This is a genomic window from Solimonas sp. K1W22B-7 (assembly GCF_003428335.1).
Taxonomy (GTDB): Bacteria; Pseudomonadota; Gammaproteobacteria; order Nevskiales; family Nevskiaceae; genus Solimonas_A.
The window spans coordinates 1,081,086-1,106,002 of record NZ_CP031704.1 but is presented as its reverse complement, the minus strand read 5'-3'; the positions used below and the strand labels follow the sequence as shown (position 1 = coordinate 1,106,002).

The following is a 24,917-nucleotide window of genomic DNA, read 5'->3' as shown; positions in this document are numbered from 1 at the left end:
GTCAGGTCCGTCAATTCACCCTCACGCCATCCGCGGCCAGTTCGCCAGCCTGCGCTGACTCTTCACCCCACGCACCCGCCCCAGCGCCCGCATCAACTCCACCCGCGTCTCCCGCGGATCGATCACCCGGTCGATGTATCCCCTCGCCGCCGCATCCCAGGGCGCGTTGGCGCGGGCGATGTCTTCCATGTAGGCGCTGCGGGCGGCGTGGGGGTCGGGCATTTCCAGCAGCTTGCGGCCGTAGACCACGTTGACGGCCACCGCGGGCGCCATGAAGGACACGTCTGCCGTGGGCCAGGCCAGCAGGGTGTCGCTGCCCATGTTGCCGCCGGACATGTTGCAGTGGGCCATGCCGTAGGACTTGCGCAGGATCAGGCTGATGCGCGGAACACTGCTCTGCTGCAGGGCGGCGATCCAGTTCATGATGCGCAGCGGCATGCCGCCCTCTTCCGCGCGCCGGCCGACGAAGAAGCCGGGCGTGTCGTGCACGAAGACCAGCGGGATGTGGAAGGAGTCGCAGAGGCACAGGAAGGACACGGCCTTCTGGCAGGCGCCGGGGCCCATGGCACCGGCCATGAACCTGGGGTTGTTGGCGAGGATGCCGACCACCTGTCCGCCGATGCGCGCCAGCGAGGTGATCAGGCTGGGATCGAACAGGGGCTTGAGCTCCAGCACGCTGCCGGGATCGGCCACGGCCTCCAGCACGCGGCGCATGTCGTAGACCTGGCGCGGGTCGGCGGGCACCAGGTCCATGATGTCTTCCAGCCGCGGCGACACCGAGGGTGCGGCAGCCTGCGGCGGCAGCAGGCCGGCATGATCGGGGAAGTAGGACAGGGCGCGCCGGACCAGCGCCAGGCATTCCTCCTCGTCGTCGGCGAACAGGTCCACCTGCCCGGTGGTGCGCGCATGCAGTTCCCAGCCGCCGAGCTGCTCGGTGGTGGCCTTCTCGCCGGTGGCGATCTCCAGGATCGAGGGGCCGCCGACGCACATGGCGCTGCCCTTCACCTGCAGCACGATGTCGGACACCGAGGCGGTCCACGCGGAGCCGCCGAAGCACTCGCCCATGATGGCGGTGATCAGCGGCACGCGGCGGTCGCGCGGATCGGCGCCAAGAATCGGATAGACCATGCTCATCATGCCGGCGGAGCCCATGATGTCGGGCACGCGGGCGCCGCCGGCGTCGCCCAGCACGATGCAGGGATGGCCACGCCCGGCAGCCAGCTGCATGCCGCGGTAGGCCTTGGTGACGCCGACCCGGCCGCCGGCGCCGGCCATCACGGTGACGTCGTCGGCGCTGACGTAGATTTCGCGCGCATCGACGCGGCCCCAGCCGCAGACCTTGCCGTCGGCCGGGGTCTTGTCGGCGGCCTCGGGGAGATCACTGGTGGCGAGCAGGCCCTGCTCGTCGAAGCTGCCGGGGTCCAGCAGGCGCTCGACGCGCTCGCGCGCATTGCCGCGGCCCTTGGCGCGCTGGCGGGCGAGCTTGTCCTCGCCACCCATCTCCCGCGCCCGTGCGTCGCGCTCGGCCAGTTCCTGCAGGCGGTAGGGGTCGCTGGACTCGGTGGCGGTCATGGAAGCTTCCGGTAGGAGGTCCCCAGCCTAACCGCCCGGCAGCGGCCACGGAACCCGCGCCCACGGCCAGGGTCACTGGGAGACAGCGGCTCCTCGCCGCCGAGGAGTGCGCCATGGATCAGGCGAGCGGGACTACGGCAGGAAGCCGCTGGGCGGTGCTGGCCGGCGCCCTGCTGCTGACGGCCTGCGCCAGCCTGAGCGGGCCGCAGGAGATCGAGGCTCGCGCCCTGGCAGACAGCCCTGCCCCCGGCGAGCGCCCCGCGCCCAGCGCGGCCCAGCTGCGCGCGGTGGTGGGCGATGGCGACCTCGCCTTCGTCACCGAGGTGAGCCGCATCGAGTCGGCGATCGCCCGGCGTCCCCTCATTGGCGGCAACCGCGTGCAGTTGCTCAAGGACGGCCCGGAGACGCACCGCGCGCAGCTCAAGGCGATCGCGGGGGCCAGGCGCCACATTCACCTGGACATCTACCTGATCACCGATGAGGAGCTGGGCCAGCGCTATGCCGATGCGCTGACCGCGAAGGCGCGCGCCGGCGTGAGGGTGCGCCTGATCGTCGACGGACTCGGCGGCATGGGCGCGGGCGAGGCCTTCCGCAGGCGCCTGGAGGAAGCCGGCGTGGAGATCCGCGAGTTCAACAGCGTCAATCCGCTGAAGGACCCGCGGCTGTGGCGGGTGACGCGGCGCAATCATCGCAAGATCCTGGTGGTGGACGGCGACCAGGCCTTCACCGGCGGCATCAACATCACCGACGACTACTCCGGCTCCTCGTCCGGCGGCTCGCGCATCGGCAGCCGTTCCGGCGGAGGCTCCGGCAGCCGCTCGAAGCGCGGCTGGCGCGACACGCAGGTAAGCATCGAGGGTCCCGTGGTGGCGGAGTTCCAGCGCCAGTTCCTGCGCTGGTGGGGCGAGCTGGGCGGCAAGGTGGAGGACCCGCCGCAGGCCTTGTTCCCGCCGATCCGCCGCCGCGGCGACCAGATGGTGCGCGTGGTGGTGGACCAGGGCCAGGATCTGCTGGACAACCTCATGGCACCGGCCGACGGCGCCTGGGACGCACTGCGCGGCAGGAAGGCCGACGAGTCGCGCATCTACGCCAGCTACATCACCGCCATCGGCAAGGCGCGCCAGCGCGTCTGGATCACGCAGGCCTACTTCGCGCCCAACGAGGCCTTCGTGGCGGCGCTGGAGGATGCGGCGAAGCGCGGTGTGGACGTGCGCCTGATGATGCCGGGCGAGAGCGACGTGAACCTGATGATGCATGCGGCGCGCTCGCACTACCAGCGCCTGCTCGACGCCGGCATCCACCTCTACGAGTACCAGGACACGGTGCTGCACGCCAAGACCGCGGTGATCGACGGCGCCTGGTCCACGGTGGGCTCGGCCAATCTCGACTACCGCAGCTTCATCCTCAACGACGAGGCCAACGCCGTCGTCATCGGCCGCGACTTCGGCTGGCAGATGGAGCAGATGTTCGAACAGGACATGAAGTCGGCCAGGGCCATCGACCCCAGGGCCTGGGGCGAACGGCCCTGGACGCAGCGCCTGAAGGAGCGCGGCGCGGCGGCGATCAAGTGGGGCTTGTAGCGCCCGCTGCCGACAGCAAGCCCGCGAAATCCTCCGGCGCCATCGGGCGGCCGGTGAGGAAGCCCTGCACGTAGTCGCACTTGAGCTTGCGCAGCGTGGCCAGTTCGGCCTCGGTTTCGACGCCCTCGGCGATCACCTTCACCTGCAGCGAATGCGCCAGCGCCACCATGGCACGGACGATGCGCTGGTCGCGTACGTCCACGTCCACGCCGGCGACGAACTCGCGGTCGATCTTCAGCGCGCGGATCGGCAGGTGACGCAGGTACTTGAACGAGGAATAGCCGGTGCCGAAATCGTCCAGCGAGAAGCCCACGCCCAGGGCACCGGTGGCGTGCAGGTTCTCGGTGACGCGCGGAAAGTCGGAGATCAGGCCATGCTCGGTGACCTCGACGCCGAGCAGTTCACCCGCCAGGCCATGGCGCTGCAAGGCCGCGGCGACCTGCTGCGGGAATTCGGGGTCCTTGAGTTCCGCGCCGGAAACGTTGATCGCCACCGGCACCGGTGCCAGGCCCTGTGCCTGCCACTGTGCGATCTGGCCCGTGGTCTGGTCCAGCACGTGGCGGCCCAGCTCGATGATCAGCGAGGAGCGCTCGGCCAGCGGGATGAAGCGCGAGGGGCTGACTTCGCCCAGTTCGGGATGGCGCCAGCGCAGCAGGGCTTCGGCCGAGTGCAGGCGCAGGCTGTGGATGTCGAAGATGGGCTGGAACACCATGCGCAGCTGCTGCATCAGCAGGGCGTCCTGCAGGCGGCGCTGCAGGGCGATCAGTTCGGGGTCGGCCGCGGCTGCCGCCAGATCGGCCGACAGGCTCAACGAGAACAAGGCCTGATCGTCAGCCATGCTCGACATGGGCTCCCCCCCGGATTTGGGCCCTAATGTAGCGGCCAAGGGGCCAGACTAAGGGGTCTTGGGCTGATTTTCCCCACCCGGGATCGGGGGGTGAGGCGGACAAAGACGGATGTCCGGTGGACATCCGTCCCGCCGAACGCCCGGCCATGGATGGCCGGGCCGGGGCTAGATCGGGAGATGAAGTCCCGCCATGGACGGCGTCACCAGGGGTCGTCGTTTGGCCAGAACGGAAACCCCCTAGAACCCCACCTTCACCCCCGTCAGCCCCTCGCAGGCCGACCACAGGCGCTGGCGCGTGACCGGGTCCAGTGCCGGCGCGGACGGCTTGACCCGCCTGGGCAGGCCGCGGAACTCGCCGATGCCGTCGGGGCCGTAGAACTCGCCGCCCTGGGCATCCGCCGCCGCCGCGGCCTGCAGGATCGGCAGCGCGCCCTGCCCCGGCGCCTGGCTGAGCCAGCGCATGACCGCGCGGAAGGCAAGGTCGGCGAAGTGGTCGCTGAGGCGCTGCGCGCGCTGACCCTGGCGGCTGTCGCCGATGGTGGTACGCGAAATGCCCGGATGCGCCGCCAGCACCTGCAGGTTCCAGCCGGCGGCGCTGGCGCGTGCCTGCTGCTCCAGGGCCAGCACCAGGCAGGCCAGCTTGGCCTGGTTGTAGGCGCGCTCCGGCGTATAGCGCTGCTCGAGCTGCAGGTCGTCGAAGTACAGCTTGCCCTGGCGATGCACCAGGCTGCTGACCCAGACCACGCGCGGCGCGGCGCTGCGGCGCAGGCTGTCCTGCAGCAAGGCGTCGAGCGCGAAATGCCCCAGCACGTTGATGCCGAACTTCAGCTCGAAGCCGTCGGCGGTGCTGCGGCGCGCCAGCGGCGGCAGGATGCCGGCGTTGTTGACCAGGATGTCCAGCGGCCGGCCGTCGGCCACCACCGCTGCGGCCAGCTTGCGCACGCTGGCCAGTTCGGACAGGTCCAGCGCACGGAACTCCAGGCGAGCGCCGGGCACGGCCTCGCGGATGCGGGCCATGGCGGCCACGCCGCCCGGCTCGTTGCGGTCGGCCAGGATCAGCTCGGCGCCGCGCGACGCCAGGCCCAGTGCGGTCTCGTAGCCCAGGCCCGAGGCGGCCCCGGTGACCAGGGCGCGGTGGCCGGAGAGGTCCGGCAGGTGGGCGCGCGACCACTCCAGCGTGTTGGTGCTCATGCAGCGCCCGGGATGCGGTTCAGCTCGGGATTGGCCTGCTGCGTCAGCACGCAGCGCGTGCCGCCCGGCGTGTACATCTGCGAGACGCATTCGTTGCAGGCGGTGCAGCCGGACACCGTGACCGCGCCGCTGGCGAACTTGTTGACCAGCTGCGGATCGTGGATCAGCGCGCGGCCCATCACCACGCAGTCGAAGCCGTCCTGCATCGCCTGCTGCACGCCGGCCAGCGACTTGGCGCCGCCGAGATAGGCCAGCGGCATGCTCACCGCCGCGCGCACCTGGCGCGAGTGCTCGAGGAAGTACATCTCGTGGAAAGTGAGCTTGGGCTCCCACAGGCGCATCATGCGCGTGGCGATCTTGATGATGGGGCTCTGCACCGACTCCACCGCGGCGGCCGGCATGTTGCTGCCGAAGATCGCCCAGGGCGCTTCCACGTTCATGCCGCCGCTGAGCACCAGCAGGTTGGCGCCCTCGCGCTCCAGCACCTTCGCCACTTCCACCGCCTCGGCCGCACCGGCACCGCCCTTGTAGCCCTCGGTGACGCAGATCTTGCAGGTCACCGCCAGCTCGCGGCCCACCGCGTCGAGCACGCGCTTGAGGATTTCCGCGGGGTAGCGCGTGCGCTGCGCGGCGTTGCCGCCGTACTCGTCGCGGCGACGGTTGTAGCGCGGCGAGATGAACTGGCTCAGCAGGTAGCCGTGGCCCATGTGGATCTCGACGGCGTCGAAGCCCGCCTCTTTTGCCATGCGCGCGCCGGCGACGAATTCGGCGGCGATGCGGTCCATGTCGGCGCGCGTCATCGCCGTCTTGAGGAAGCGGCCGCTGAGCACGCCAGCGGCGTTGAAACCGCCCGAGGCGCTGAAGGGCGAGCCGCTCGACAGCTTCGGCAGGAAGGTGAAGGCGCCGCCGTGCGTGATCTGCGCGCAGGCCGCGCCGCCCTCGCGGTGCACCGCGTCGGTCAGCGCGCGCAGATGCGGCAGGCTCGGGACGTCCAGCGAAACCTGGTCCTCGAAGGTGCGGCCGTCCGGGCTCACCGAGCAATAGGCCACCGTGGTCATCGCCGCACCGCCCGCCGCCATGCTGCGGTGGTGCTCCACCAGCGCCTTCGACGGCACACCGCCCTTGGCCATGCCCTCGTTGGTGGCCGACTTGATGAAGCGGTTGCGCAGCTTGAGCGGGCCGATCTGGATCGGGGTGAAGGCGGCGGAGCTGGTCATGGACTGGCGATTCCCTTCGGGTACGGGGGGACCTTATCGGTCCCTCCGATGCCCGGCCTCGTCCATATGCAGTGTCACAAAGCCAGTACCGCCGGCAGCACCTGCTCGATGCGTCGCCGCAGACCTTCCGACGCCTCCACCATCGGCAACCTCAGCCCGTCCGGGATCAGCCCCATCATCGCCAGCGCCGCCTTGATCGCCGCGGGGTTCGGCTCGGCGAACAGCAGGCGTGTCCACGGCAGCAGGGCATGGTGCAGGCGCCGCGCGGCCTCCAGTTCGCCGGCACGCACATGCGCCAGCATGCGGCGGTAGAGATCCGGCCGTATGTGCGCCGCGGCGGCGATGGCGCCCTGCCCGCCCAGGCAGGCGCAGGTGAAGATCAGCGCGTCCTCGCCGCTGAGCACCTGCAAAGGCGTGTCGTGGATCAGGGCCGAAAGCTGGTCGAGGTCGTAGCCGGCACTCTGCTTGATGCCGGCGATGCGCGGGTTCTGCGCCAGGGCGAGCAGCGTGGCGGTTTCCATTGCCACGCCGCTGCGATAGGGAACGTTGTAGAGCAGGATCGGCTTTTCCGTGCCCGCCGCCAGGGCCTCGAAATGCCTGCGGATGCCTTCCTGCGAGGGCCGCGTGTAGTAGGGCGCGCTGATCAGCCAGCCGGCCACCGGCTCGCGCTCCAGCGTCCGCAGCTGTTCGAGCATCGCGGCGGTGTCGTTGCCGCCGACGCCGAAGACCAGCGGGCATTGTTCGCCGGCCACCTCCCGCACCGCCGCGAGCACGCCCAGCTGCTCGTCGTGGGACAGCGTGGCCGGCTCGCCGGTGGTGCCGCAGACGACCAGGCCGTCCACGCCCTGTTGCAGCAGATGCTGCGTGAGGCGCTGCAGCGCGGCGAGGTCGGGCTGGTTGTTGCGGAAGGGGGTGATCAAAGGTACCCAGATTCCCTGGAATGCAGTCATGGTGTCGCTCCTGGTGTTGATGGATGGTGGGCGTCGGAAACGCGGACCATCGGCTCAAGGCCGGCGGAGGACTGCGGGAACTACAGGGGTACGGCGAGCAGGCATTCCGTCGGCATCGACCGACGGGACAGCGATCCCGTCAGGCGAGAAGCTGTTTCTTGGATTTGCCGAAGGATTGCGCCAGACGCCCACAGGCCTGCGGGCCGCGGGGCGGCTGCGTGAAGGCGAGTGCGAGGGTTTGCGGGGTCATGGCGGCGCGCAGGGTAGACCAAAGCGGGGGCGAGCGCAAAAGCCCAACCCTCTCCCGCCAGCGGGAGAGGGGACAAGAAGCTCAGCGCTTCTTTTCCAGGAAGGCATTGACCCGCCTGGCAAAATCCTCGGTCTTGGCACAGCGCAGGAAGGCGGCGCGCTCGGCGTCGAGGCGCGCCGACAAATCCGGCTCGGCCGAGCTGCCGATCAGCTGCTTGAACTCGCGCAGCACCTGCGGCGTCTGCTTGGCCAGCTGGGCGGCGTAGGCGGCCGTCTCCGGCTCCAGCGCGGCCGGCTCGGCCAGCTTCGCCACCAGGCCCCAGGCGTGGGCAGTGGCCGCGTCGAGCATGCCGCGGGCCAGGATCACGTCCATGGCGCGGTTGGCGCCGATGCGGCGCGTCAGCGTGTAGCTCAGGCCACCGTCGGAGGAGGTGCCCAGCGCCCCGTAGCCGACCACGAAGCGCGCATCGCTGGCGGCCACGATCAGGTCGCAGGCCACGGCCAGCGACATGCCGCCGCCGGCAGCGGCGCCGGCGACGCTGGCGACCACCGGCTGCGGCAGCGCGCGCAGGTTGCGCACCGTGCGGTGCAGGCCGTCGATGATCGGCCCCAGCAGGCGGTCCGGATCGGGCAGCGCGTCGCGGATGGCGGCGATGTCGCCGCCGGCGCAGAACTGGCCGTTGTCGCCGCGCAGCACTACCACGCGGGTCTCGGCGTCGTCCTTCAGCGCTTCGGCGGCATCGGCCAGCGCGTTGCCGGAGGCCAGCGACAGCACCGGCATGCGGCCGATGGCGCGCAGCGTCAGGGTGGTGACACCACCGTTGCGTTCTACGGATACGTATTCGTTCGTCGTCATTGTCCTAAGCCACCAGTGCCTGGCCGCCATCGACACCGATGGACTGGCCGTTGATGTAGCGCGAATCCTCGGAGCATAGCGAAACCACGAAGCGCCCGATGTCCAGTTCGCAGTCGCCGACACGGGCCTGCGGCACGGTGGAGATGAAGGCCGCGGATTCTTCCGGGCGCTCGCGCGTCCACCATTCCATGGCCGGAGAATTGGCCAGCGGCAGGATGGCGTTGGTGCGGATGCCGTCGCGCGCCCACTCGCAGGCGGCGGCGCGCGTCAGCTGGCGGATCGCTTCCTTCACGGCGGCGTAGGCGCCGTAGCCGGCCATGTCCCAGCGCTTGGCGGCGGAGGAGCCGAAGTTGATGATGTTGCCGTCGCCCTTCAGGTGCGGATGGCAGAGCTTCATCAGGCGGAAAGTGGCGAGCGGGCCAGATTCCCAGCCGGCGGCGAAGTCTTCGTCGCTGACCGCATTGAGCGCGCCCAGCGGCACTTCCTGGGCGTTGTTGACCAGGATGTTGAGCTTGCCGAAGTGCTTGACCACGGCATCGACGCAGTCCTTCATCGACTGCGCATCGCGTACGTTGCACTCCAGCGCCAGCGCCTTGCCGCCGCGCTTCTCGATTTCCTTCACGGTGGCATCGAGCTTGGATTTTGTACGGCCGGTGACCGCCACCGACACACCCTCCGAGGCCAGCGCGAATGCGATGCCCTGCCCCACGCCCTGACCCGCGCCGGTGACCAGCGCCACCTTGCCCTGCAGCTTCGCCATGTCTCTCTCCGATATGCCTGTAGTTCGGCAGGCACTATCGGCCAGCCACGGCAGCGGCGGCCTGATCCGGGCGGAGTAGGACTACTCGCAGGCCGAACCGGGCATCACTTCCTTCCAGCGCGGATCGGCCACGCGGAACACGCGCGGGACCATGTAGTCCAGCGGGTCGCGCAGGTAGTCCAGCTCGGGAGGGTGCTCCAGGCTCGCCAGGGCATTGCGCCACTGCGTCTCGTAGGCCGCAGCGCCGCCGCCCAGCACCGGCGCCCAGGCGTCGTGGTGGCTGGGGATGAACAGCTGCGGGTGGGCGCTGGCGACATAGAGCGTGGAATCACGCAGGCCGCTGGTGACCATGCCGAAGCCGACGATGGCGCCGACCTGCACATCGACGCAGCCGGGAAAGCCGCCCAGCGCGGCCTGGATCGCGGGCCCCTCGGGCTCCTCGTCACCGATGGGCCCGGTGGAGTCGTGCCACAGCAGGCTGAAGTCGCCGACACGCAGGTGATAGGCCCAGGTGCCGCCCTGGGGCTGGCCGACCAGGCCGTCGTCGGTCAGGGCCTGCAGGAAGCCGGCGATCTCCTGCGGGTCGGTGTTGAGGTGCTCCAGGTAGCTGAGGACCTGCGGCACGAAGATCAGCGGCAGGCCGCCGGTGAGCAGGTCAGAAGGATCGACCGCCGAGTGGATGTGCTGCAGCACCTGCAGCGGCGGCAGGTCGCGCCACAGGCGCAGCGACTGCAGCCCGCCCGGGCCGGGCGATTCGCGCGAGCCCAGCACCAGGCAGGGAAACGCCGCCATCGCACCCAGCTGCGCGGCGCGCTCGCGGGCGGTGTTGCAGACCGTCTGGCCCGCCACCAGCGCGGCGCCGGTATGCCCGGCGACGTAGCCAGCGTCGGCGGCATGGTCGAAGTGGCCATGTCCGATCAGGATCGCTTCCGGCTGGATCGCCGCCAGTTCCTCGCGGCCGATGGGGACATAGTCCTCCTGCAGGCCCACCGACTCCCAGGCGTCGAACAGGAACAGGTGGCCGCCGGCCGAGGCGATGAAGCTGGAAACGCCGTACCACCACAGCTTCACCGTGGCCGGATCGGTGGCGCCCGGCCCGAGGATGCGATCGCGCGCCGCCTGCACCTCGGCGCTCACGGCCGGCGCCAGCGGCAGCGGCTGCCACTGCGCTGCGGGCACATCGCCAAGGTTGCCGCCCGGAGCGGCCCCGTCCACGCCTTCCGACCGCGAGCACCCCGCCACCAGGGCCAGGGACAACAGGAACGGCAACAGGCGCAGGCTCATCGGACTTTTCCGTCGGGAACAGCGGCAGCTTAACGCGCCGCCACCGGCCTGCCTTGGATGGAACGCGCTGCTAGCCGCTGAAGTCGATGAAGGTCCCGTCCACCAGACGGTCGCGCATCGCCGGGTTGGCGGCGGCGACGTCGCCGCTGGCGTTCATTTCCGCCACGTAGGCCTCCATGGCCTTCTGGGTGGACTTGAGCCCCAGGGAGGAAACGAAGACGGCCTGCTCCATCTTCAGGCCCATTTCCAGCGGCAGGTTGCCACCCTCCAGCACCGCCCGCTTGCAGCCGGCGACCACGGCCTTGGGCCGGCGCGCCATGCGCTCGGCAGTGGCCATGGCCTCGTTCATCAGGCCCGCGCGCGGCAGCACGCGGTGGACCAGGCCGATGCGCTCGGCTTCCGCGGCCGGCACCGGGCGGCCTTCCAGCACCAGCTCCAGCGCCCGCCCGCGGCCGATCAGGCGCGCCAGGCGCTGCGTGCCACCGCCACCCGGCGGGATGCCGAGCAGGATCTCGGGCTGGCCGATCAGGCCGTCGTCGCTGATCAGGCGCAGGTCGCAGGCCAGCGACAGCTCGCAGCCGCCGCCCAGGGCCACGCCGTTGATCGCGGCAATGAACACCGCGCCGCTGCGGCCGATGCGGCTCATGGTGTCGTGGAAGGCCCGCAGCTGCACCAGGCCGGCGGCCGGCGTGCGGTCGATCAGCAGACCGCTGCCGGGGATCATCTCCAGCGCGCCCAGGGCGCCGATGCTGGCCTTGACCACGGACTCGGGCAGGGCCGGCGCGCTGCGCGCCAGGGCCAGTAGTTCGCGCACGTCGTAGTGGGCGATGAAGCGTTCGGGATGCGCGCCGGTGAGCACCACGGCGCCGACGCCGTCGTCGTCGCTGGCGCGGGTCACCAGCTTGTCCAGCTCGCCCACCATGGCCGCGCTCATCAGCGCGTGCGGCGGGTTGTCCAGGGTGGCCAGCAGCACGCGGCCGCGCTGCTCGACGTGGATCTGCTCGGTCATGGCGCACTCCCTTGGGGCCTGCCTACAGACTAGCCCTGTTCGGGCGGTGGCAGCTACCTGTAGGGCGAGCGGCTCAGTTCCATGCGGCCTTCCACCCGGCAGCTGATGGTCATGCTGGCGTCGGCCGTCCAGATCTTGGTGGTGCGCAGCTTCGGCGTGTCCACCAGGCGCAGCGCCGGGAAACTGACCACCGCCGAGCTGACCACCTCGGCGGAACGCGTCAGGCAGTCGGCCCAGCTCATCTTCTGGTTCTCGCGCTTGGCCACCGGCCCTTCGGCGGGATAGTGGCCCAGCGGGATCATCAGCTTGAGCTGGTCGGCGGTGTAGATCGTGGCGGCATGCGCCGGCAGCGCCGCCGCCCACAGCACCAGGAACAGGGAAAGGCAGGCCAGTTTCACGAAGACTCCGGTTTTCCGGGTGGGAGAACAGGGGTGCTAGGTTAAGCCCAGGGCCTGCGGCGCGTGAAGCGGGCAACAAAAAAACCCGGCCTCCTCGCGGAAGCCGGGCTCTTGTCGCAGGCACTTCAGGCTGCGGCCGCAATCTTCGGCTGCGCTGCCTTGGCGGACGCCGCGATGTCCTGCGCGGCGATGTAGCCGAAGGTCATCGCCGGGCCCAGCGTGGAGCCGGCGCCCGGGTAGGTGCTGCCCATCACCGCGGCGGAGGTGTTGCCGATGGCGTAGAGGCCGGCGATGACGCTGCCGTCCTCGCGCAGCACGCGCGCCTTCGGGTCGACGTCGAGGCCGCCCTTGGTGCCGATCTCGCCGGGGTACATGGGCACGGCGTAGAACGGCGCCTTCAGGATGGGACCGAGGCAGGTGTTGGGCTTGACGCTCGGGTCGCTGTAGTAGCGGTCGATCGGGATGCTGCCCTTGCCGAAGTCGGTATCGACGCCGGTCTTGGCGAACCCGTTCATCTTCGCCACGGTCTCGGCCAGGCCGGCCTTGTCGACACCGATCTTGGCGGCCAGCGCGTCGATGCTGTCGGCGCGGTAGTAGACCTTGTCGAGCCAGTCGGCCGGCAGCTTGGAGTCCGGCTCGATCTGGCCCGGCAGGAAGATGCCCATCGGGTACTTGTAGCGGAAGGTGGCGTCGAACACCAGCCAGGCCGGCACGCAGCCGTTGCCCTTGGCCTGGTCGGCGTACATCGCGTCGCGGAAGTCCGGGTAGGCGGCGGCTTCGTTGGCGAAGCGCTTGCCCTTGCTGTTCACGGCGACGCAACCCGGCATGCCGCGCTCGACGAACAGCGTGATCTGCTGGTCTGCACCCGGCTTGCGCACGGTGGGCGAACCCCAGACCTTGTCCATCAGCCTGGTCGCGGCGCCCAGGGACTGGCCGGCACGGATGCCGTCACCCATGTTGATCGGCGGCGCGGCGGTCCACTCCACCTTGGTCGGCTGCGCCAGGTATTTCTCGCGCATGTCCTGGTTGGACTCGAAGCCGCCGCAGGCCAGGATCACACCGTTGCGGGCGCCGTAGCGCAGCTTGCGGCCGCGATGCACGATATTGACGCCGACCACGCGGCCGTCTTCCTGGATCAGCGATTCCATGCCGGCTTCCAGCACCAGCGGCACGTTCTTCTGCAGCATGGCGTAGCGCAGCGCCGACACCATGCCCTGCCCCAGCACCTGGCGACGGTCGCGGTGCGTCTTGCGGCGCCAGCCGATGTCGAGCCAGTACTTGAGCAGCATCTTGATCGTCAGGAAAATCCAGCCCGGGCCGCGCGAGAACAGCGTATGCGCCTCGACCTGGCTCATGGCGACGCGACCCATCAGCAGCGTGCCCTTGAAGGACTCGCGCTGGCGGTCGAACTCCGGGCCGAGCAGCGCGGCATCGAAATCCACCGGCTCCATCGAGCGCCAGCCATTCTTGCCGCCCGGCTTGTGGGAATAATAGTCCGGGTACTTCGGCACGTTGCGATACTTCACGCCGAACACCTTGGCCATGTAGCGCACCATTTCCGGCGCGTTCTTCAGGTAGGCCTCGATGCGGTTCTGCGGCACTTCATTGCCGACGATCTCCTTGAGGTAGGTCAGGCCTTCCTCGTAGGAATCGCTGCCGCCGGTGCGGGCGATGTCGTCGTTGTTGGGAATCCAGATGCCGCCACCGGACACCGCGGAGGTGCCGCCGTACTTGTCGGACTTTTCCAGCACCACGGCGGACAGGCCGAGCGACTGCGCGCACAGCGCCGCGGTCATGCCGCCGCCGCCGGAGCCGACGACGACGACATCGAATTGCTGGTCGAAGCTGGTGTTGCTCATGGTGTTTCCTTTTTGAGGTGCTCCTCTCTCCCGCCTGCGGGAGAGAGGCCGGGAGAGAGGGCGCTGTGAAACCTTGAGAGATTCACAGAAACCCTCTCCCCTACCCCTCTCCCGCAAGCGGGAGAGGGGATTCGCTGCTGTGCCTACAGGAAGAAGTCGGTGTTGTCGCGGCCCAGCAGCACGCCGCCGTAGTTGCGCCCGAAGATGTCCGGGTTGTTGGCGTAGTGCGCGCGCGCGGCGTGGATGTCGAGGAAGAAGCGCACCAGCGGGAAGTCGCTGAAAATGCCGCGACCGCCGCAGGCCGAGAACAGCTGGTAGGCGTGGCGCGCGCTGCGCTCGACCACCTGCGCCGCCTGGTAGCGGTAGTGCAGGCGCTCGTTGAGGTCCAGCGGCTGGCCGCTGCGGATCTTGGTCAGCAGCACGTCGAAGTTGCGGCGCAGGATCAGCTTCATCTCGTCCACGGCCAGCATGGCGTCGGCCACGGCGAGCTGCGCCGGGCCCTGCTCGGCGGTCTTGGAACCCATGTTGCCGGTCCAGGCCTTGCCCCAGTCCACGAAGCTGTTGACCGCGCCCTGCAGGCCGCCGATCGCCGCGCTGGAAACGGCGCGCACGAAGATCTGGCCGAAAGGCAGGTCATACAGCGTGGAGGTGAAGGTGTCGCCGCCCGGGTTGGTGCCCATGAAGCCGTCGCTGGCCTTGTGGGTGCGGTACTCCGGCACGAAGCAGCCCTTGACCACGATGTCCTTGGAGCCGGTGCCCTTCAGGCCCATGGTGTGCCAGGTGTCGATCACCTCGAAGTCCGAACGCGGCAGCAGGAAGGTGCGGTACTCCGGCGCGCCCTTGCCGTCTTCCGGGAAGATCAGGCCGCCGAGGAACACCCACTGGCAATGGTCGATGCCGCTGGAGAAGCCCCAGCGTCCGCTGAACTGGAAACCGCCCTCGACACGCTTGACCTGGCCCTTGGGCATGTAGGTCGAGGCGATCAGCACGGAATGGTCACCGCCGCCCCAGACATCGGCCGCGGCGCGGGGATCGAACAGGGCGATCTGCCAGTTGTGCACGCCGATCACGCCGTAGATCCAGGCAGTGGACATGCAGCCCTCGGCCAGCGTCATGCAGACGTCATAGAACACCTGCGGGTCCATCTCGTAGCCGCCGTACATCTTCGGCTTGAGCACGTCGAACAGGCCGGCGGCCTGCATGTCGGCGACGGTTTCCTTGACGACGCAGCGTTCGGCTTCGGTCCGGGCGGCGCGCTCGGCCAGCACCGGCACCAGGTCGCGGGCGCGCTGGACCAGGATTTCGGGGGTGACGGTCTGGGGCTTGGATTGCATCGATGAATCTCCTTGACGAGCCCCGTCCGGCGGGGGGCCTTTTCGTAGTGGCGCAAGACTCACACAGGGCCGCAGGCGCAGCATCATCCAAAATGACTAGAGCCCGCCGAGCGCCTTCCGGAGCCGTAAAAACAGGGGCTTAGCGACGATTTGCCGCCGGCATCAGGAAACGGCACAGCGCCGGCCCCAGCAGTACCGCGCCCAGCATGTTGGCGGTGAACATGAAAGCCAGCAGCAGGCCCATGTCGCGCTGGAACTGCAGCGCCGAAAACAGCCAGGAAATCACGCCGCCGGCCAGGCACAGGCCGGTGAACAGCACCGCCTTGCCGGTCTGGCGCAGCGTCGCCACGTAGGCCTCGCGCAGGGCCAGGCCCTCGTCCAGCACCTTGTGGCGCAGCAGGTCGTAGACATAGATGCCGTAGTCCACGCCGATGCCCACCGCCAGCGTGATCACCGGCAGCGTCGCCACCTTCAGGCCGATGCCGAACACCGCCATCAGGGCGTTGGCGAAGATCGATACCAGGAACAGCGGAATGCCGATCACCAGCAAGCCCGTGAACGAGCGGTAGGACAGCAGCACCAGCGCGCCGATGACGACATAGACCCACAGCACGGTCTTGAGCTCGCTGGCCTCCACCACCTCGTTGGTCGCGGCCATCACGCCGACGTTGCCCGAGGCCAGGGCGAAGTGCACCGGGCAGGGCGACGGCCCTTCCGCGCCACGGGCGGCGGCATCGCGCTTGCCGTCCTCGCAGATCGCCGGGTCCAGCTCCGGGTGGTCGGCGAAGAAATCGCGGGCGTTGTCGTGGTTGAACCTGTCCACGGCGTCGGTGATGCGGTGGATCGTGGTGGCCTTGTGATCGGAGGTGAAGACGTAGACCGGCATGGCGCTGCAATCGACGTTGAGCAGGCCGGTGGAGGTTTCCACCGGCTTGGTCGACAGCACCAGGGAATCGTGGTTGCGCGGCAGCACGCGAAACTTGACGTGCCCTTCCCAGAAACCCGAGTACACCGCGCGGGCGATGTCCGGCAGGGTGCGCGTGGACGCCACGCCCTCGATGTTGCGCATATGCCAGGCGAAGCGATCCACCTGTCCCAGCGGCTCCGGCTCGATGCAGTCCCAGGAATCCGCCTCGGCCACCACGGTGAGGATGTCGGTGGCGATGGTGAAGTTCTCGGCGATGATGCGCGAATCGCGGTTGTAGACCGAGTCGGGCCGCAGCTCCGGCACGCCGGGCTGGGCATCGCCGATGATGCGCTGCGTCTGCAGCCAGAAGCTGCCGCCCAGCACCACCGCCGCGACCAGCAGCAGCGCGGCCGCGACCGGGGCGGTGGTGATCACCGCCATGCGCTGCCACAAGGCCTCGCCGCTGCGCGCCAGCTGTGCGCGGCGCGCGCGGAAGCTCTCCAGGTCGGCCACGCGCAGGCGCGACAGCCAGATCGGCATCATCACCTTGTTGGTGACGATCACCGCGAACATGCCCAGGCAGGCATTGGCCGCCATCTCGCGGATCACGCCGATCGGCACCAGGGCGATGGTGAGGAAGCCGGCGACGTTGGTGATCAGCGCGATGCTGCCGGGGATGAACAGGCGCTGGAAGGTGGAGCGCGAGGCCTCGAAGGGCGCCTCGCCCTGCACCACCTGGTCGGCCCAGGTGTTGACGTACTGCACGCCGTGCGAGGTGGAGATCGCCAGCACCAGGAAGGGCACCATGATGGCGAAGGGATCCAGGCCATAGCCGAACGTGTGCAGCAGGCCCATTTCCCAGGTCACCGCCACCACCGAGCAGGCCAGCGGCAGCCAGGCCAGGCGCAGGTCGCGCAGGTACAGCAGCAGCGCCAGGAAGGTGCCGAGCACGGTCAGGGCGAAGAAGAACACCACGCTGCGGGTGGCGTCGGTGACGTCGCCGATGACCTTGGCGAAGCCGACGATGTGCACCGTGACGTGCGGGTTGTACTGCGGGTTGGCGATGCGCTCGGCCTGCAGCAGGCGACCCGGTATCTGCAGCACCACCGGCTGGCCGTTCTCGTCCTGCGACGGCGTGTCGATGTGCTGGAACCACAGCTGCCAGCCCGGTTCGGCGTAGCGCTCCGCCAGCACCTGCCCCGCCTTGAACGGCCCATGGTCCGCTTTCAGCTTGAGCAGGTACTTGTCCGGGCTCATGAAGCGCCCGCGCACGTCGCTCTCCAGGCCATGGGCGACACGCTGGTAGTCGGTGCGCGCATTGGTGCTGGGGTTACGCTCCAGCACCTCGGCATAGACCATCGCACCGCGCTGGTCCTGGCTGACCAGGCGGCCGATCACGCCGGCCTTGCCCACCGCCACGCGGATGCCGGCCAGCATCTCCGGCGTCGGCTGGTAGTTGGCCGGGATCACATCCTCGGCGCGAAAGCCGCTGTCCACCACCTCGAGGTAGCGCACGTTGCGGGTGAAGATCGAGGACAGGCGCGCGCGGTCGATGCCGGGAATGAACTCCACTTCCTCGGTCGCCGCCTTGAGGCTGGCCATGAACCCGGGGTTGTAGATGTCGCCCTGGTCCTGCACCAGGGCCACCAGCACGGCATTGGCGCCACCGCCGAGGTCTTCCTGGTAGCGCTGCAGCACCTGCATGTAGGGGTGCTGCAGCGGCACGGTCTTGTCGAAGCTGGCGTCGGGCTTGAGCTGCAGTGCCTGCCACAGCATCGCCAGGGTCATCAACGCCAGCAGCGTGACGCTGACACGACGCCCGCGCGGGCCGTACAGCGCCGGCTCGACGAAGCGGATGATGGACTGGGCGGTCAGCGGCATGGCGGGTTTTCCGGGATTTTGCCTACGCTAACGACCCTGGCGGGGGCTGACTCCGTACGTTTGCAGTAGGCACCGAAACGAATGTGGGAGCGGCTTTAGCCGCGATGGGTTGTCTTGATGACCAACCCATCGCGGCTAAAGCCGCTCCCACGAAGACTACGACGCTTTCAGGGCTAGACCAGCTGCCCGTGGCACTGCTTGTACTTCTTGCCGCTGCCGCAGGGGCAAGGATCGTTGCGGCCGACCTTGGGCATGTCGCGCACCACCGTGCCGGGACGCGACGGCGCCGGCTCGACGGCTTCCAGGCGGCGCGGGGCCCCGCCCTGGGGCGGCTCCACCGCAGGCTCCTCGCTGCCACCGGCCACGTCGGGCGCGGCGGCGTGCTGGAACTGCAGTTCGCGCTCGGCCTGCTGGCGGCGCTGCTCCTCGATCGCCTGCACTTCCTCCTCCGACTGGATGCGGACGCGGGCCAGCATGGAGATGACGTCGTGCTTGAAGCGCGCCAGCATGTCGTTGAACATGCCGAAGGCCTCGCGCTTGTACTCCTGCTTGGGGTCCTTCTGGGCGTAGGAGCGCAGGTTGATGCCCTGGCGCAGGTAGTCCACCGCCGCCAGGTGCTCGCGCCACAGGTTGTCCAGCACCTGCAGCATGATGGCCTTCTCGAAGTGTTCCAGAACGCTGTCGCCGATCTGCTGCTTCTTGGCGGCGTAGCCCTCGCGTACCTTCTCGAGCAGGCGCTCGCGCAGCTTCTTCTCGTTGAGGTCCTGCTCCTCGTCGAGCCACTTGCGCACCGGCAGGTCGAGGTTGAAGTCGCGCCTGAAGGCTTCCGTCAGGCCGTCGACGTTCCACTGGTCCTCGATGGTCTGCGGCGGAACATGGACGTCGATCACGGCGCTGACCACGTCGGGGCGGATCTCCTCGACCATGGCGCTGACGCGCTCGGCGCCCATCAGCTCGTCGCGCAGTTCGTAGACGGCCTTGCGCTGGTCGTTGGCGACGTTGTCGTATTCCAGCAGGTGCTTGCGGATGTCGAAGTTGTGCGCCTCGACCTTGCGCTGCGCTGTCTCGATGGCGCGCGACACCCAGCGGTGCTCGATGGCCTCGCCTTCCTGCATGCCCAGGCCCTGCAGCATGGCGCGCATGCGCGGCGGGGTGAAGATGCGCATCAGCGTGTCGTCCAGCGACAGGTAGAAGCGCGAGGCGCCGGCGTCGCCCTGGCGGCCGGAACGGCCACGCAGCTGGTTGTCGATGCGGCGGGACTCGTGGCGCTCGGAGCCGATGACGTAGAGGCCGCCGGCCTGCAGGACCTGCTCATGACGGCGCTTCCACTCGGCGCGCGCAGCCTCGCGGGCAGCGCTGTCCTCTTCCGGCAGCAGCGCCAGCTCGGACTCCAGGTTGCCGCCGAGCACGATGTCGGTGCCGCGGCCGGCCATGTTGGTGGCGATGGTCACCGCGGCCGGACGGCCGGCCTGGGCGATGATGTCGGCCTCGCGCTCGTGCTGCTTGGCGTTGAGCACCTCGTGCGTGATGTTTTCCTTCTTCAGCAGACCCGACAGCAGCTCGGAGGTCTCGATGCTGGCGGTACCGACCAGTACCGGCTGCTGGCGCGCATGCGCCTCCTTGATCTCGGAGATCACGGCGGCGAACTTGTCCTTGGTGTTCATGAACACCAGGTCGCCATGGTCCTTGCGCAGCATCTGGCGGTTGGTCGGGATGACCACGACCTCCAGGTTGTAGATGCTCTGGAACTCGAAGGCCTCGGTGTCGGCCGTGCCGGTCATGCCGGACAGCTTGTTGTAGAGGCGGAAGTAGTTCTGGAAGGTGATCGACGCCAGCGTCTGGTTTTCCTGCTGGATCTTGACGCCTTCCTTGGCCTCGATGGCCTGGTGCAGGCCGTCGCTCCAGCGGCGGCCGGCCATCATGCGGCCGGTGAATTCGTCGATGATGATCACCTGGCCGCCGCGCACGATGTACTCGACGTCGCGCTTGTACAGGTTGTGCGCGCGCAGCAGCGCGTTGAGGTGATGCATCAGGATGATGTTGGCGGCGTCGTAGAGGCTGTCCTCTTCGCCGAGCAGCTTGGCCGCACGCAGCAGGTCCTCGACCTTCTCGTGGCCGACCTCGGTCAGGTGGACCTGCTTGCCCTTCTCGTCGACCGCGAAGTCGCCGGTGCCCTCTTCGTCGTCGGAGTTCTTTTCGCCACGTACCAGCCGCGGCACGATGGCGTTGATCTTGCGGTACAGCTCCGGGTCGTCGTCGGTGGGGCCGGAAATGATCAGCGGCGTACGCGCCTCGTCGATCAGGATCGAGTCCACCTCGTCGACGATCGCGAAGTTCTGGCCGCGCTGCACCTTGTCGGCCAGCGAGAACGCCATGTTGTCGCGCAGGTAGTCGAAGCCCAGTTCGTTGTTGGTGGCGTAGGTGATGTCGCAGGCGTAGGCCTCGCGCTTCTCCTGCGAGCTCTGGCCGGAGACGACCACGCCCACCGACAGGCCCAGGAAGCGGTAGATGCGCCCCATCCACTCGGAGTCGCGCTTGGCCAGGTAGTCGTTGACCGTGACCACGTGCACGCCCTTGCCGGGCAGCGCATTCAGGTAGGCCGCCAGGGTCGCCACCAGGGTCTTGCCTTCACCGGTGCGCATTTCGGCGATCTTGCCGTCGTTGAGCACGGCGCCGCCGATCAGCTGCACGTCGAAGTGGCGCATGCCCATGGCGCGCTTGCCGGCTTCGCGGACCAGGGCGAAGGCCTCGGGCTGCACCGCCTCCAGCTTCTCGCCCTTGGCCAGGCGCTCGCGGAAGCGCAGGGTCTGCGCCGCCAGCTCGGCATCGCTCATTGCGGCGAACTTCGACTCCAGGCTGCCGACCTGGCGGACCAGGCCCTCGAGCTTCTTCAGCATGCGCTGGTTCCGGCTCCCGAAGATGCGAGCCAGCAGATTGTTAGCCATAAAGTTTTTCGTAGGAAGAGCCGGGGCTTGCAGGGCTACGGCGGGGTCGAGCGGGATATCGGAAAACAGACGTTTATTATGCCTGACTGGGGCCAGCGGGAGCCTTTTCAAGCCCCGGCGCGGGTGGGTCCAGGTCAAAAAAAAGGCGCAGGCCCAAGGGCCTGCGCCGGATTTGATCCGCCAGCGCTCAGTGAGCGGCCTGGATGTACTCCTGCGGATTGACCACGGCGCCGTTGAACAGCACCTCGAAGTGGACATGCGGGGCGGTGGAGCGGCCGGTGGAGCCGACCAGGGCGATGCGCTGGCCCTTGAGGACGCGGTCGCCGACGTTCACCAGGATGCGGCTATTGTGGCCGTAGCGGGTGACATAGCCGTTACCGTGGTTGATCTCGACCAGGTTGCCGTAGCCATTGTGCGGGCCGGCCTGGCTGATCACGCCGGCGGCGGCGGACATCACGTCGGCACCGGCGCGGGCGGCGAAGTCGATGCCGGCGTGCATGGTGGTGCGGCCGGTGAACGGATCGGAGCGCCAGCCGAACAGGGAGGAAATCCACCCGTTCTCCACTGGCCAGCCCGAAGGACGGGTCTGCTTCTGCAGGCGGCTGGCCAGCAGCAGGTCTTCCAGCACGCGCAACTGGCGCTCGCGGTCGGTGAGCTGCTGCTCGAAATCGTCCAGCGAACCGAGCACGGTAGTCAGGCCGCTGCCCTCCACCTCGGCTTCCTCGGGACCACCGATCGGCGGCGGCTGGGCGAAGTCGAACTCGCCCTGCTCCAGGCCGGCGATCTCGGTAAGACGCTGGCCGGCGGCGTTGAGCCGCAGCATGTGGGCCTGCAGCAGGGCGATACGGCGCGCCAGGGCGTTGGCATCTTCCTCGGCGGCAGCGCGGGCCTGCTTGAGCTCGGCACGCTGGGTCTGGACCTCATTGGCCCAGTCGGCGACCAGGCGCTCCGGCAGCACGCCGCGCTGGCCATGGCTGGCATAGCCGGCGAAGAACACCGCGGTGGAAAACACGCCGGTCACCAGCACCATGGGAATCCACAGCCAGACATTGCGACGATCGAGCTTCAGGCGCGTGGTGCGCCCGCGGTTGACGACTATAATGTCCATGAATCGGTATGAACCCCCAAAAAAACAACGGCAAACCCATCGGCGACTGGCTACGGCAACAACCCGCCGAGCTGCGTGGCCTGCTCGACCGCGCGCGCCTGATTGCCGATATGAACCGCGCTCTCCCTTCCTGGTCCGCAGAACCCTGGGTCGCCCTGATCCGGGTTGCCAATGTCCGCGGTGAGACGCTCGTCATCCATGCGAATTCCGCTGCCGCGCTGGTGCCACTGCGTTACCGCAGCACGGCGTTGCTGGCGTGGTTGAACCAGCGCTTCTCGCTCGGATGCACGAAAACGGAAGCAAAAGTCAAGCCTGAACACGCACTCTGATGTGACCCAGTGTACGTGTCGTGTGACGGAAGCCGCAAGTCAGCGACCCGACAAAGGGTCATTCCCGGGGGGAATAGCGTGCGGAATGGGGCAGAATTACCAGCGAATCCCGTTTCAGGCCGCTAAATTCTGTTTATTTATGTCGAATAAAACGGCGCTAGACAATAGTAACTAACGGCGTTCAGGCCGCCGAGGCCAGGCTGCCGCGGGCGAAGGCGATCGGTGGCGGCGACTGCTCGTTGTCGTAGGTGACGATGTCCCAGGCCGACTGGTCGGCCAGCACCGCCCGTACCAGCTTGTTGTTGAGCGCGTGGCCGGACTTGTAGGCGGTGTAGGCGCCCAGCACGGCGTAGCCCAGCAGGTAGAGATCGCCGACCGCATCCAGGATCTTGTGGCGCACGAACTCGTCGTCGTAGCGCAGGCCGTCATGGTTCACCACGCGGTACTCGTCCAGGGCCACGACATTGTCGAGGCTGGCGCCCAGGCCCAGGTTGTTGGAGCGCAGCTGGTCCAGTTCGCGCATGAAGCCGAAGGTGCGGGCGCGGCTGACTTCCTTGATGTAGCTGGCGGTGGAGAAATCCACCACCGAGGACTGGCTGCTGGTCTTGAACACCGGATGCTTGAACTCGATGCCGAAGCTCAGGCGGTAGCCCTCGTAGGGCTCGAAGCGGGCGAACTTGTCGCCGTCCTGCACCTGCACCGGCTGGCGGATGCGCAGGAATTTCTTCGGCGCGTTCTGCTCGTGGATACCGGCGCTCTGGACCAGGTACACGAAGGGGCCGGCGCTGCCATCCATGATCGGCACTTCCGGCGAGGACAGCTCGACGATGCAGTTGTCGATGCCCAGGCCCGCCAGGGCCGACATCAGGTGCTCGATCGTCATGATCTTGGCACCGGTATCGTGGACCAGGGTGCTGCACATCACCGCCTCGCGCAGCAGTTCGGCGCGTGCCGGCACTTCCACGATGGGGCTGAGGTCGGTGCGGCGGAACACGATGCCGGTGTCCGGCCCGGCCGGCAGCAGCGACATGTAAACCTTGCGGCCCGAGTGCAGGCCGATGCCGCTGGCGCGGACGGACTGGCGGAGTGTGCGTTGGCGAACCATGGATAGGGTTGAATCCCGGCTGAGCCCTTGCGGGCTGTTCTGACCGGGCAGTTTATCGCAGATGACCGTAGTTAGTAGATGGATAGCAGGAAACAACCCATGCCCCAGGGGCCGGCTTAACCGCAGATGACTGGAATAGCCGGCCAATAACGCAAAAAAGCGGCCCCGAAGGGCCGCTTTTGCTTTCACTGCCGTCTACTGACGACGATCCACCCTCTGCGCCGGCTTCAGCCGGCGCTTCAGTCGGCCTGGTTACGCAGGAAGGCCGGGATGCTGAGGATATCGTCGTCCAGCAGCGGGAAGGACGAGCCGCCGCCCACCGCCACCTTCTGCTGCTGGCGCGGATAGCCCAGTTCCGGCGTGACGCGACCCTGCATGGGCTGCGGCGCCATCGGCTGCTCCACCGGCTTGATGAACTGCGCAACCTTCGGGTTGAGCACCGGCATCTGCTGCTGGGGCACCGGGGCCGCCATCGACACCGCCTTGCCGCCGGCCAGGCCGGTGGCGACGACGGTGACGCGCAGCTCACCGTTGAGGTTCGGGTTGACCGACATGCCGCACTTGGCGTCGGCCTCGTCCGAGGCGATTTCGTAGACGCGGGAGTTGACGTACTCCCACTCTTCCATCGTCAGGCTCTCATCGCAGGTGACGTTGACCAGCAGGCCACGGGCACCGTGCAGCTCGATATCGTCGAGCAGCGGGCTGGACAGGGCCATCTCGACGGCCTTCTGCGCGCGGCCTTCACCGGAGGCGTAGCCGATGCCCATCATCGACATGCCGCGGTTGGACATGACGGTCTTGACGTCGGCGAAGTCGACGTTCATGTGGCCCGGGCGGGTGATCAGCTCCGAGATGCCCTGGACCGCGTTCTGCAACACGTCGTTGGCCGACTTGAAGCAGTTCAGCACGGTGATCTTGGTGCCGAGCACCAGGCCGAGCTTCTCGTTGGGGATCAGGATCAGGGAGTCGGTGAACTGGCGCAGTTCGTCGATGCCCTTGAGCGCCGTGGCCATGCGCTTCTTGCCCTCGTGGATGAAGGGCTTGGTCACCACGGCAACGGTCAGGATGCCGAGTTCCTTGGCCACCTGCGCGATCACGGGCGCCGCACCGGTGCCGGTGCCGCCGCCCATGCCGGCGGTGATGAACAGCAGGTCCGTGCCCTCGATCAGGTCGCGGATGCGATCACGGTCCTCTTCGGCGGCCTGGCGGCCGACGGCGGGATCGGAACCGGCGCCGAGGCCGCGGGTGATGCCCGCGCCGATCTGCAGCTGGCCGGTGGGCACGCAACGCTCAAGGTGGTCGCGGTCGGTATTGGCGACGATGAATTCGACGCCGTCGATGCCGGCCTGGGCCATCTGGTTGACGGTGTTGCAACCGCCGCCGCCAACGCCCACGACGCGGATGACCGCGCGCTTCTTCTGGCCATCCATCAATTCAAAGATTTCCCGCGTCTGTGCGCCCATATCGTGCTCCTGCGTCTTGCGACGCTGCTGACCGTTGCCTGAGTCTCAAATAACGCCGCGCCGATCATGCTGC

General features: G+C 68.2%; 19 protein-coding genes. 2 read left to right on the top strand and 17 right to left on the bottom strand.

Annotated features, from left to right (window positions below; genetic code table 11):
- Positions 1 to 21 precede the first annotated feature (21 nt).
- Complete coding sequence (locus D0B54_RS05175; RefSeq protein WP_117289837.1) at positions 22 to 1,572, bottom strand: acyl-CoA carboxylase subunit beta; 1,551 nt, start codon at positions 1,570 to 1,572, stop codon at positions 22 to 24.
- A gap of 113 nt (positions 1,573 to 1,685) precedes the next feature.
- Between D0B54_RS05175 and D0B54_RS05170 the strand changes: the two genes are divergently transcribed.
- The gene (locus D0B54_RS05170; RefSeq protein WP_117289835.1) at positions 1,686 to 3,152 is read left to right on the top strand and encodes a phospholipase D-like domain-containing protein; all 1,467 of its coding nucleotides are present in this window, start codon (positions 1,686 to 1,688) and stop codon (positions 3,150 to 3,152) included.
- On the opposite strand, the gene D0B54_RS05165 is transcribed toward D0B54_RS05170, so the two are convergent.
- The 14 genes from D0B54_RS05165 to D0B54_RS05100 form a co-directional block, all read right to left on the bottom strand.
- Positions 3,136 to 3,990 carry a putative bifunctional diguanylate cyclase/phosphodiesterase gene (locus tag D0B54_RS05165; protein ID WP_162932224.1) on the bottom strand — a complete coding sequence of 285 codons (855 nt, stop codon included), beginning with the start codon at positions 3,988 to 3,990 and terminating at the stop codon, positions 3,136 to 3,138. The two genes, D0B54_RS05170 and D0B54_RS05165, sit on opposite strands and share 17 nt — an antisense overlap.
- Before the next feature lie 246 nt (positions 3,991 to 4,236).
- On the bottom strand, positions 4,237 to 5,190 hold the full coding sequence (locus tag D0B54_RS05160) for an oxidoreductase (RefSeq protein ID WP_117289831.1): 954 nt from the start codon (positions 5,188 to 5,190) through the stop codon (positions 4,237 to 4,239).
- Positions 5,187 to 6,407 (bottom strand): NADH:flavin oxidoreductase, encoded by a 1,221-nt coding sequence (locus tag D0B54_RS05155; protein WP_117289829.1) that lies wholly within the window; start codon positions 6,405 to 6,407, stop codon positions 5,187 to 5,189. The genes D0B54_RS05160 and D0B54_RS05155 overlap by 4 nt, the downstream gene beginning before the upstream one ends.
- Before the next feature lie 74 nt (positions 6,408 to 6,481).
- On the bottom strand, positions 6,482 to 7,357 hold the full coding sequence (gene dapA / locus D0B54_RS05150; RefSeq protein WP_117289827.1) for a 4-hydroxy-tetrahydrodipicolinate synthase: 876 nt from the start codon (positions 7,355 to 7,357) through the stop codon (positions 6,482 to 6,484).
- Positions 7,358 to 7,688: 331 nt separating this feature from the next.
- A complete protein-coding gene (locus tag D0B54_RS05145; protein ID WP_162932223.1) occupies positions 7,689 to 8,462 on the bottom strand; it encodes an enoyl-CoA hydratase/isomerase family protein in 774 nt (257 codons plus the stop codon).
- A 4-nt stretch (positions 8,463 to 8,466) separates the two neighbouring features.
- On the bottom strand, positions 8,467 to 9,222 hold the full coding sequence (locus tag D0B54_RS05140; protein WP_117289823.1) for an SDR family NAD(P)-dependent oxidoreductase: 756 nt from the start codon (positions 9,220 to 9,222) through the stop codon (positions 8,467 to 8,469).
- A gap of 81 nt (positions 9,223 to 9,303) precedes the next feature.
- Entirely contained in the window at positions 9,304 to 10,506 is a 1,203-nt protein-coding gene (locus tag D0B54_RS05135; protein WP_117289821.1) for an MBL fold metallo-hydrolase, read from the bottom strand.
- A gap of 70 nt (positions 10,507 to 10,576) precedes the next feature.
- Positions 10,577 to 11,515, bottom strand: coding sequence for an enoyl-CoA hydratase/isomerase family protein (locus tag D0B54_RS05130; RefSeq protein ID WP_117289819.1), 939 nt, complete (start codon positions 11,513 to 11,515; stop codon positions 10,577 to 10,579).
- A gap of 53 nt (positions 11,516 to 11,568) precedes the next feature.
- Complete coding sequence (locus D0B54_RS05125) at positions 11,569 to 11,913, bottom strand: hypothetical protein (protein ID WP_117289817.1); 345 nt, start codon at positions 11,911 to 11,913, stop codon at positions 11,569 to 11,571.
- A gap of 125 nt (positions 11,914 to 12,038) precedes the next feature.
- Entirely contained in the window at positions 12,039 to 13,772 is a 1,734-nt protein-coding gene (locus D0B54_RS05120) for an FAD-dependent oxidoreductase (protein ID WP_117289815.1), read from the bottom strand.
- Positions 13,773 to 13,915: 143 nt separating this feature from the next.
- Positions 13,916 to 15,106 (bottom strand): acyl-CoA dehydrogenase family protein, encoded by a 1,191-nt coding sequence (locus D0B54_RS05115; RefSeq protein ID WP_117289813.1) that lies wholly within the window; start codon positions 15,104 to 15,106, stop codon positions 13,916 to 13,918.
- A gap of 139 nt (positions 15,107 to 15,245) precedes the next feature.
- Positions 15,246 to 17,894, bottom strand: coding sequence for an efflux RND transporter permease subunit (locus D0B54_RS05110; protein ID WP_117289811.1), 2,649 nt, complete (start codon positions 17,892 to 17,894; stop codon positions 15,246 to 15,248).
- 173 nt (positions 17,895 to 18,067) lie between these two features.
- Entirely contained in the window at positions 18,068 to 20,839 is a 2,772-nt protein-coding gene (gene secA / locus D0B54_RS05105; protein WP_117289809.1) for a preprotein translocase subunit SecA, read from the bottom strand.
- A 187-nt stretch (positions 20,840 to 21,026) separates the two neighbouring features.
- Positions 21,027 to 21,947 (bottom strand): M23 family metallopeptidase, encoded by a 921-nt coding sequence (locus D0B54_RS05100; RefSeq protein ID WP_240433552.1) that lies wholly within the window; start codon positions 21,945 to 21,947, stop codon positions 21,027 to 21,029.
- An 8-nt stretch (positions 21,948 to 21,955) separates the two neighbouring features.
- Between D0B54_RS05100 and D0B54_RS05095 the strand changes: the two genes are divergently transcribed.
- A complete protein-coding gene (locus D0B54_RS05095; RefSeq protein WP_117289807.1) occupies positions 21,956 to 22,276 on the top strand; it encodes a DciA family protein in 321 nt (106 codons plus the stop codon).
- A 181-nt stretch (positions 22,277 to 22,457) separates the two neighbouring features.
- On the opposite strand, the gene lpxC is transcribed toward D0B54_RS05095, so the two are convergent.
- Both lpxC and ftsZ read right to left on the bottom strand, forming a co-directional pair.
- Positions 22,458 to 23,381, bottom strand: coding sequence for a UDP-3-O-acyl-N-acetylglucosamine deacetylase (lpxC, locus tag D0B54_RS05090; RefSeq protein WP_117289805.1), 924 nt, complete (start codon positions 23,379 to 23,381; stop codon positions 22,458 to 22,460).
- Positions 23,382 to 23,620: 239 nt separating this feature from the next.
- Entirely contained in the window at positions 23,621 to 24,844 is a 1,224-nt protein-coding gene (ftsZ, locus tag D0B54_RS05085) for a cell division protein FtsZ (protein WP_240433551.1), read from the bottom strand.
- Positions 24,845 to 24,917: the final 73 nt, after the last annotated feature.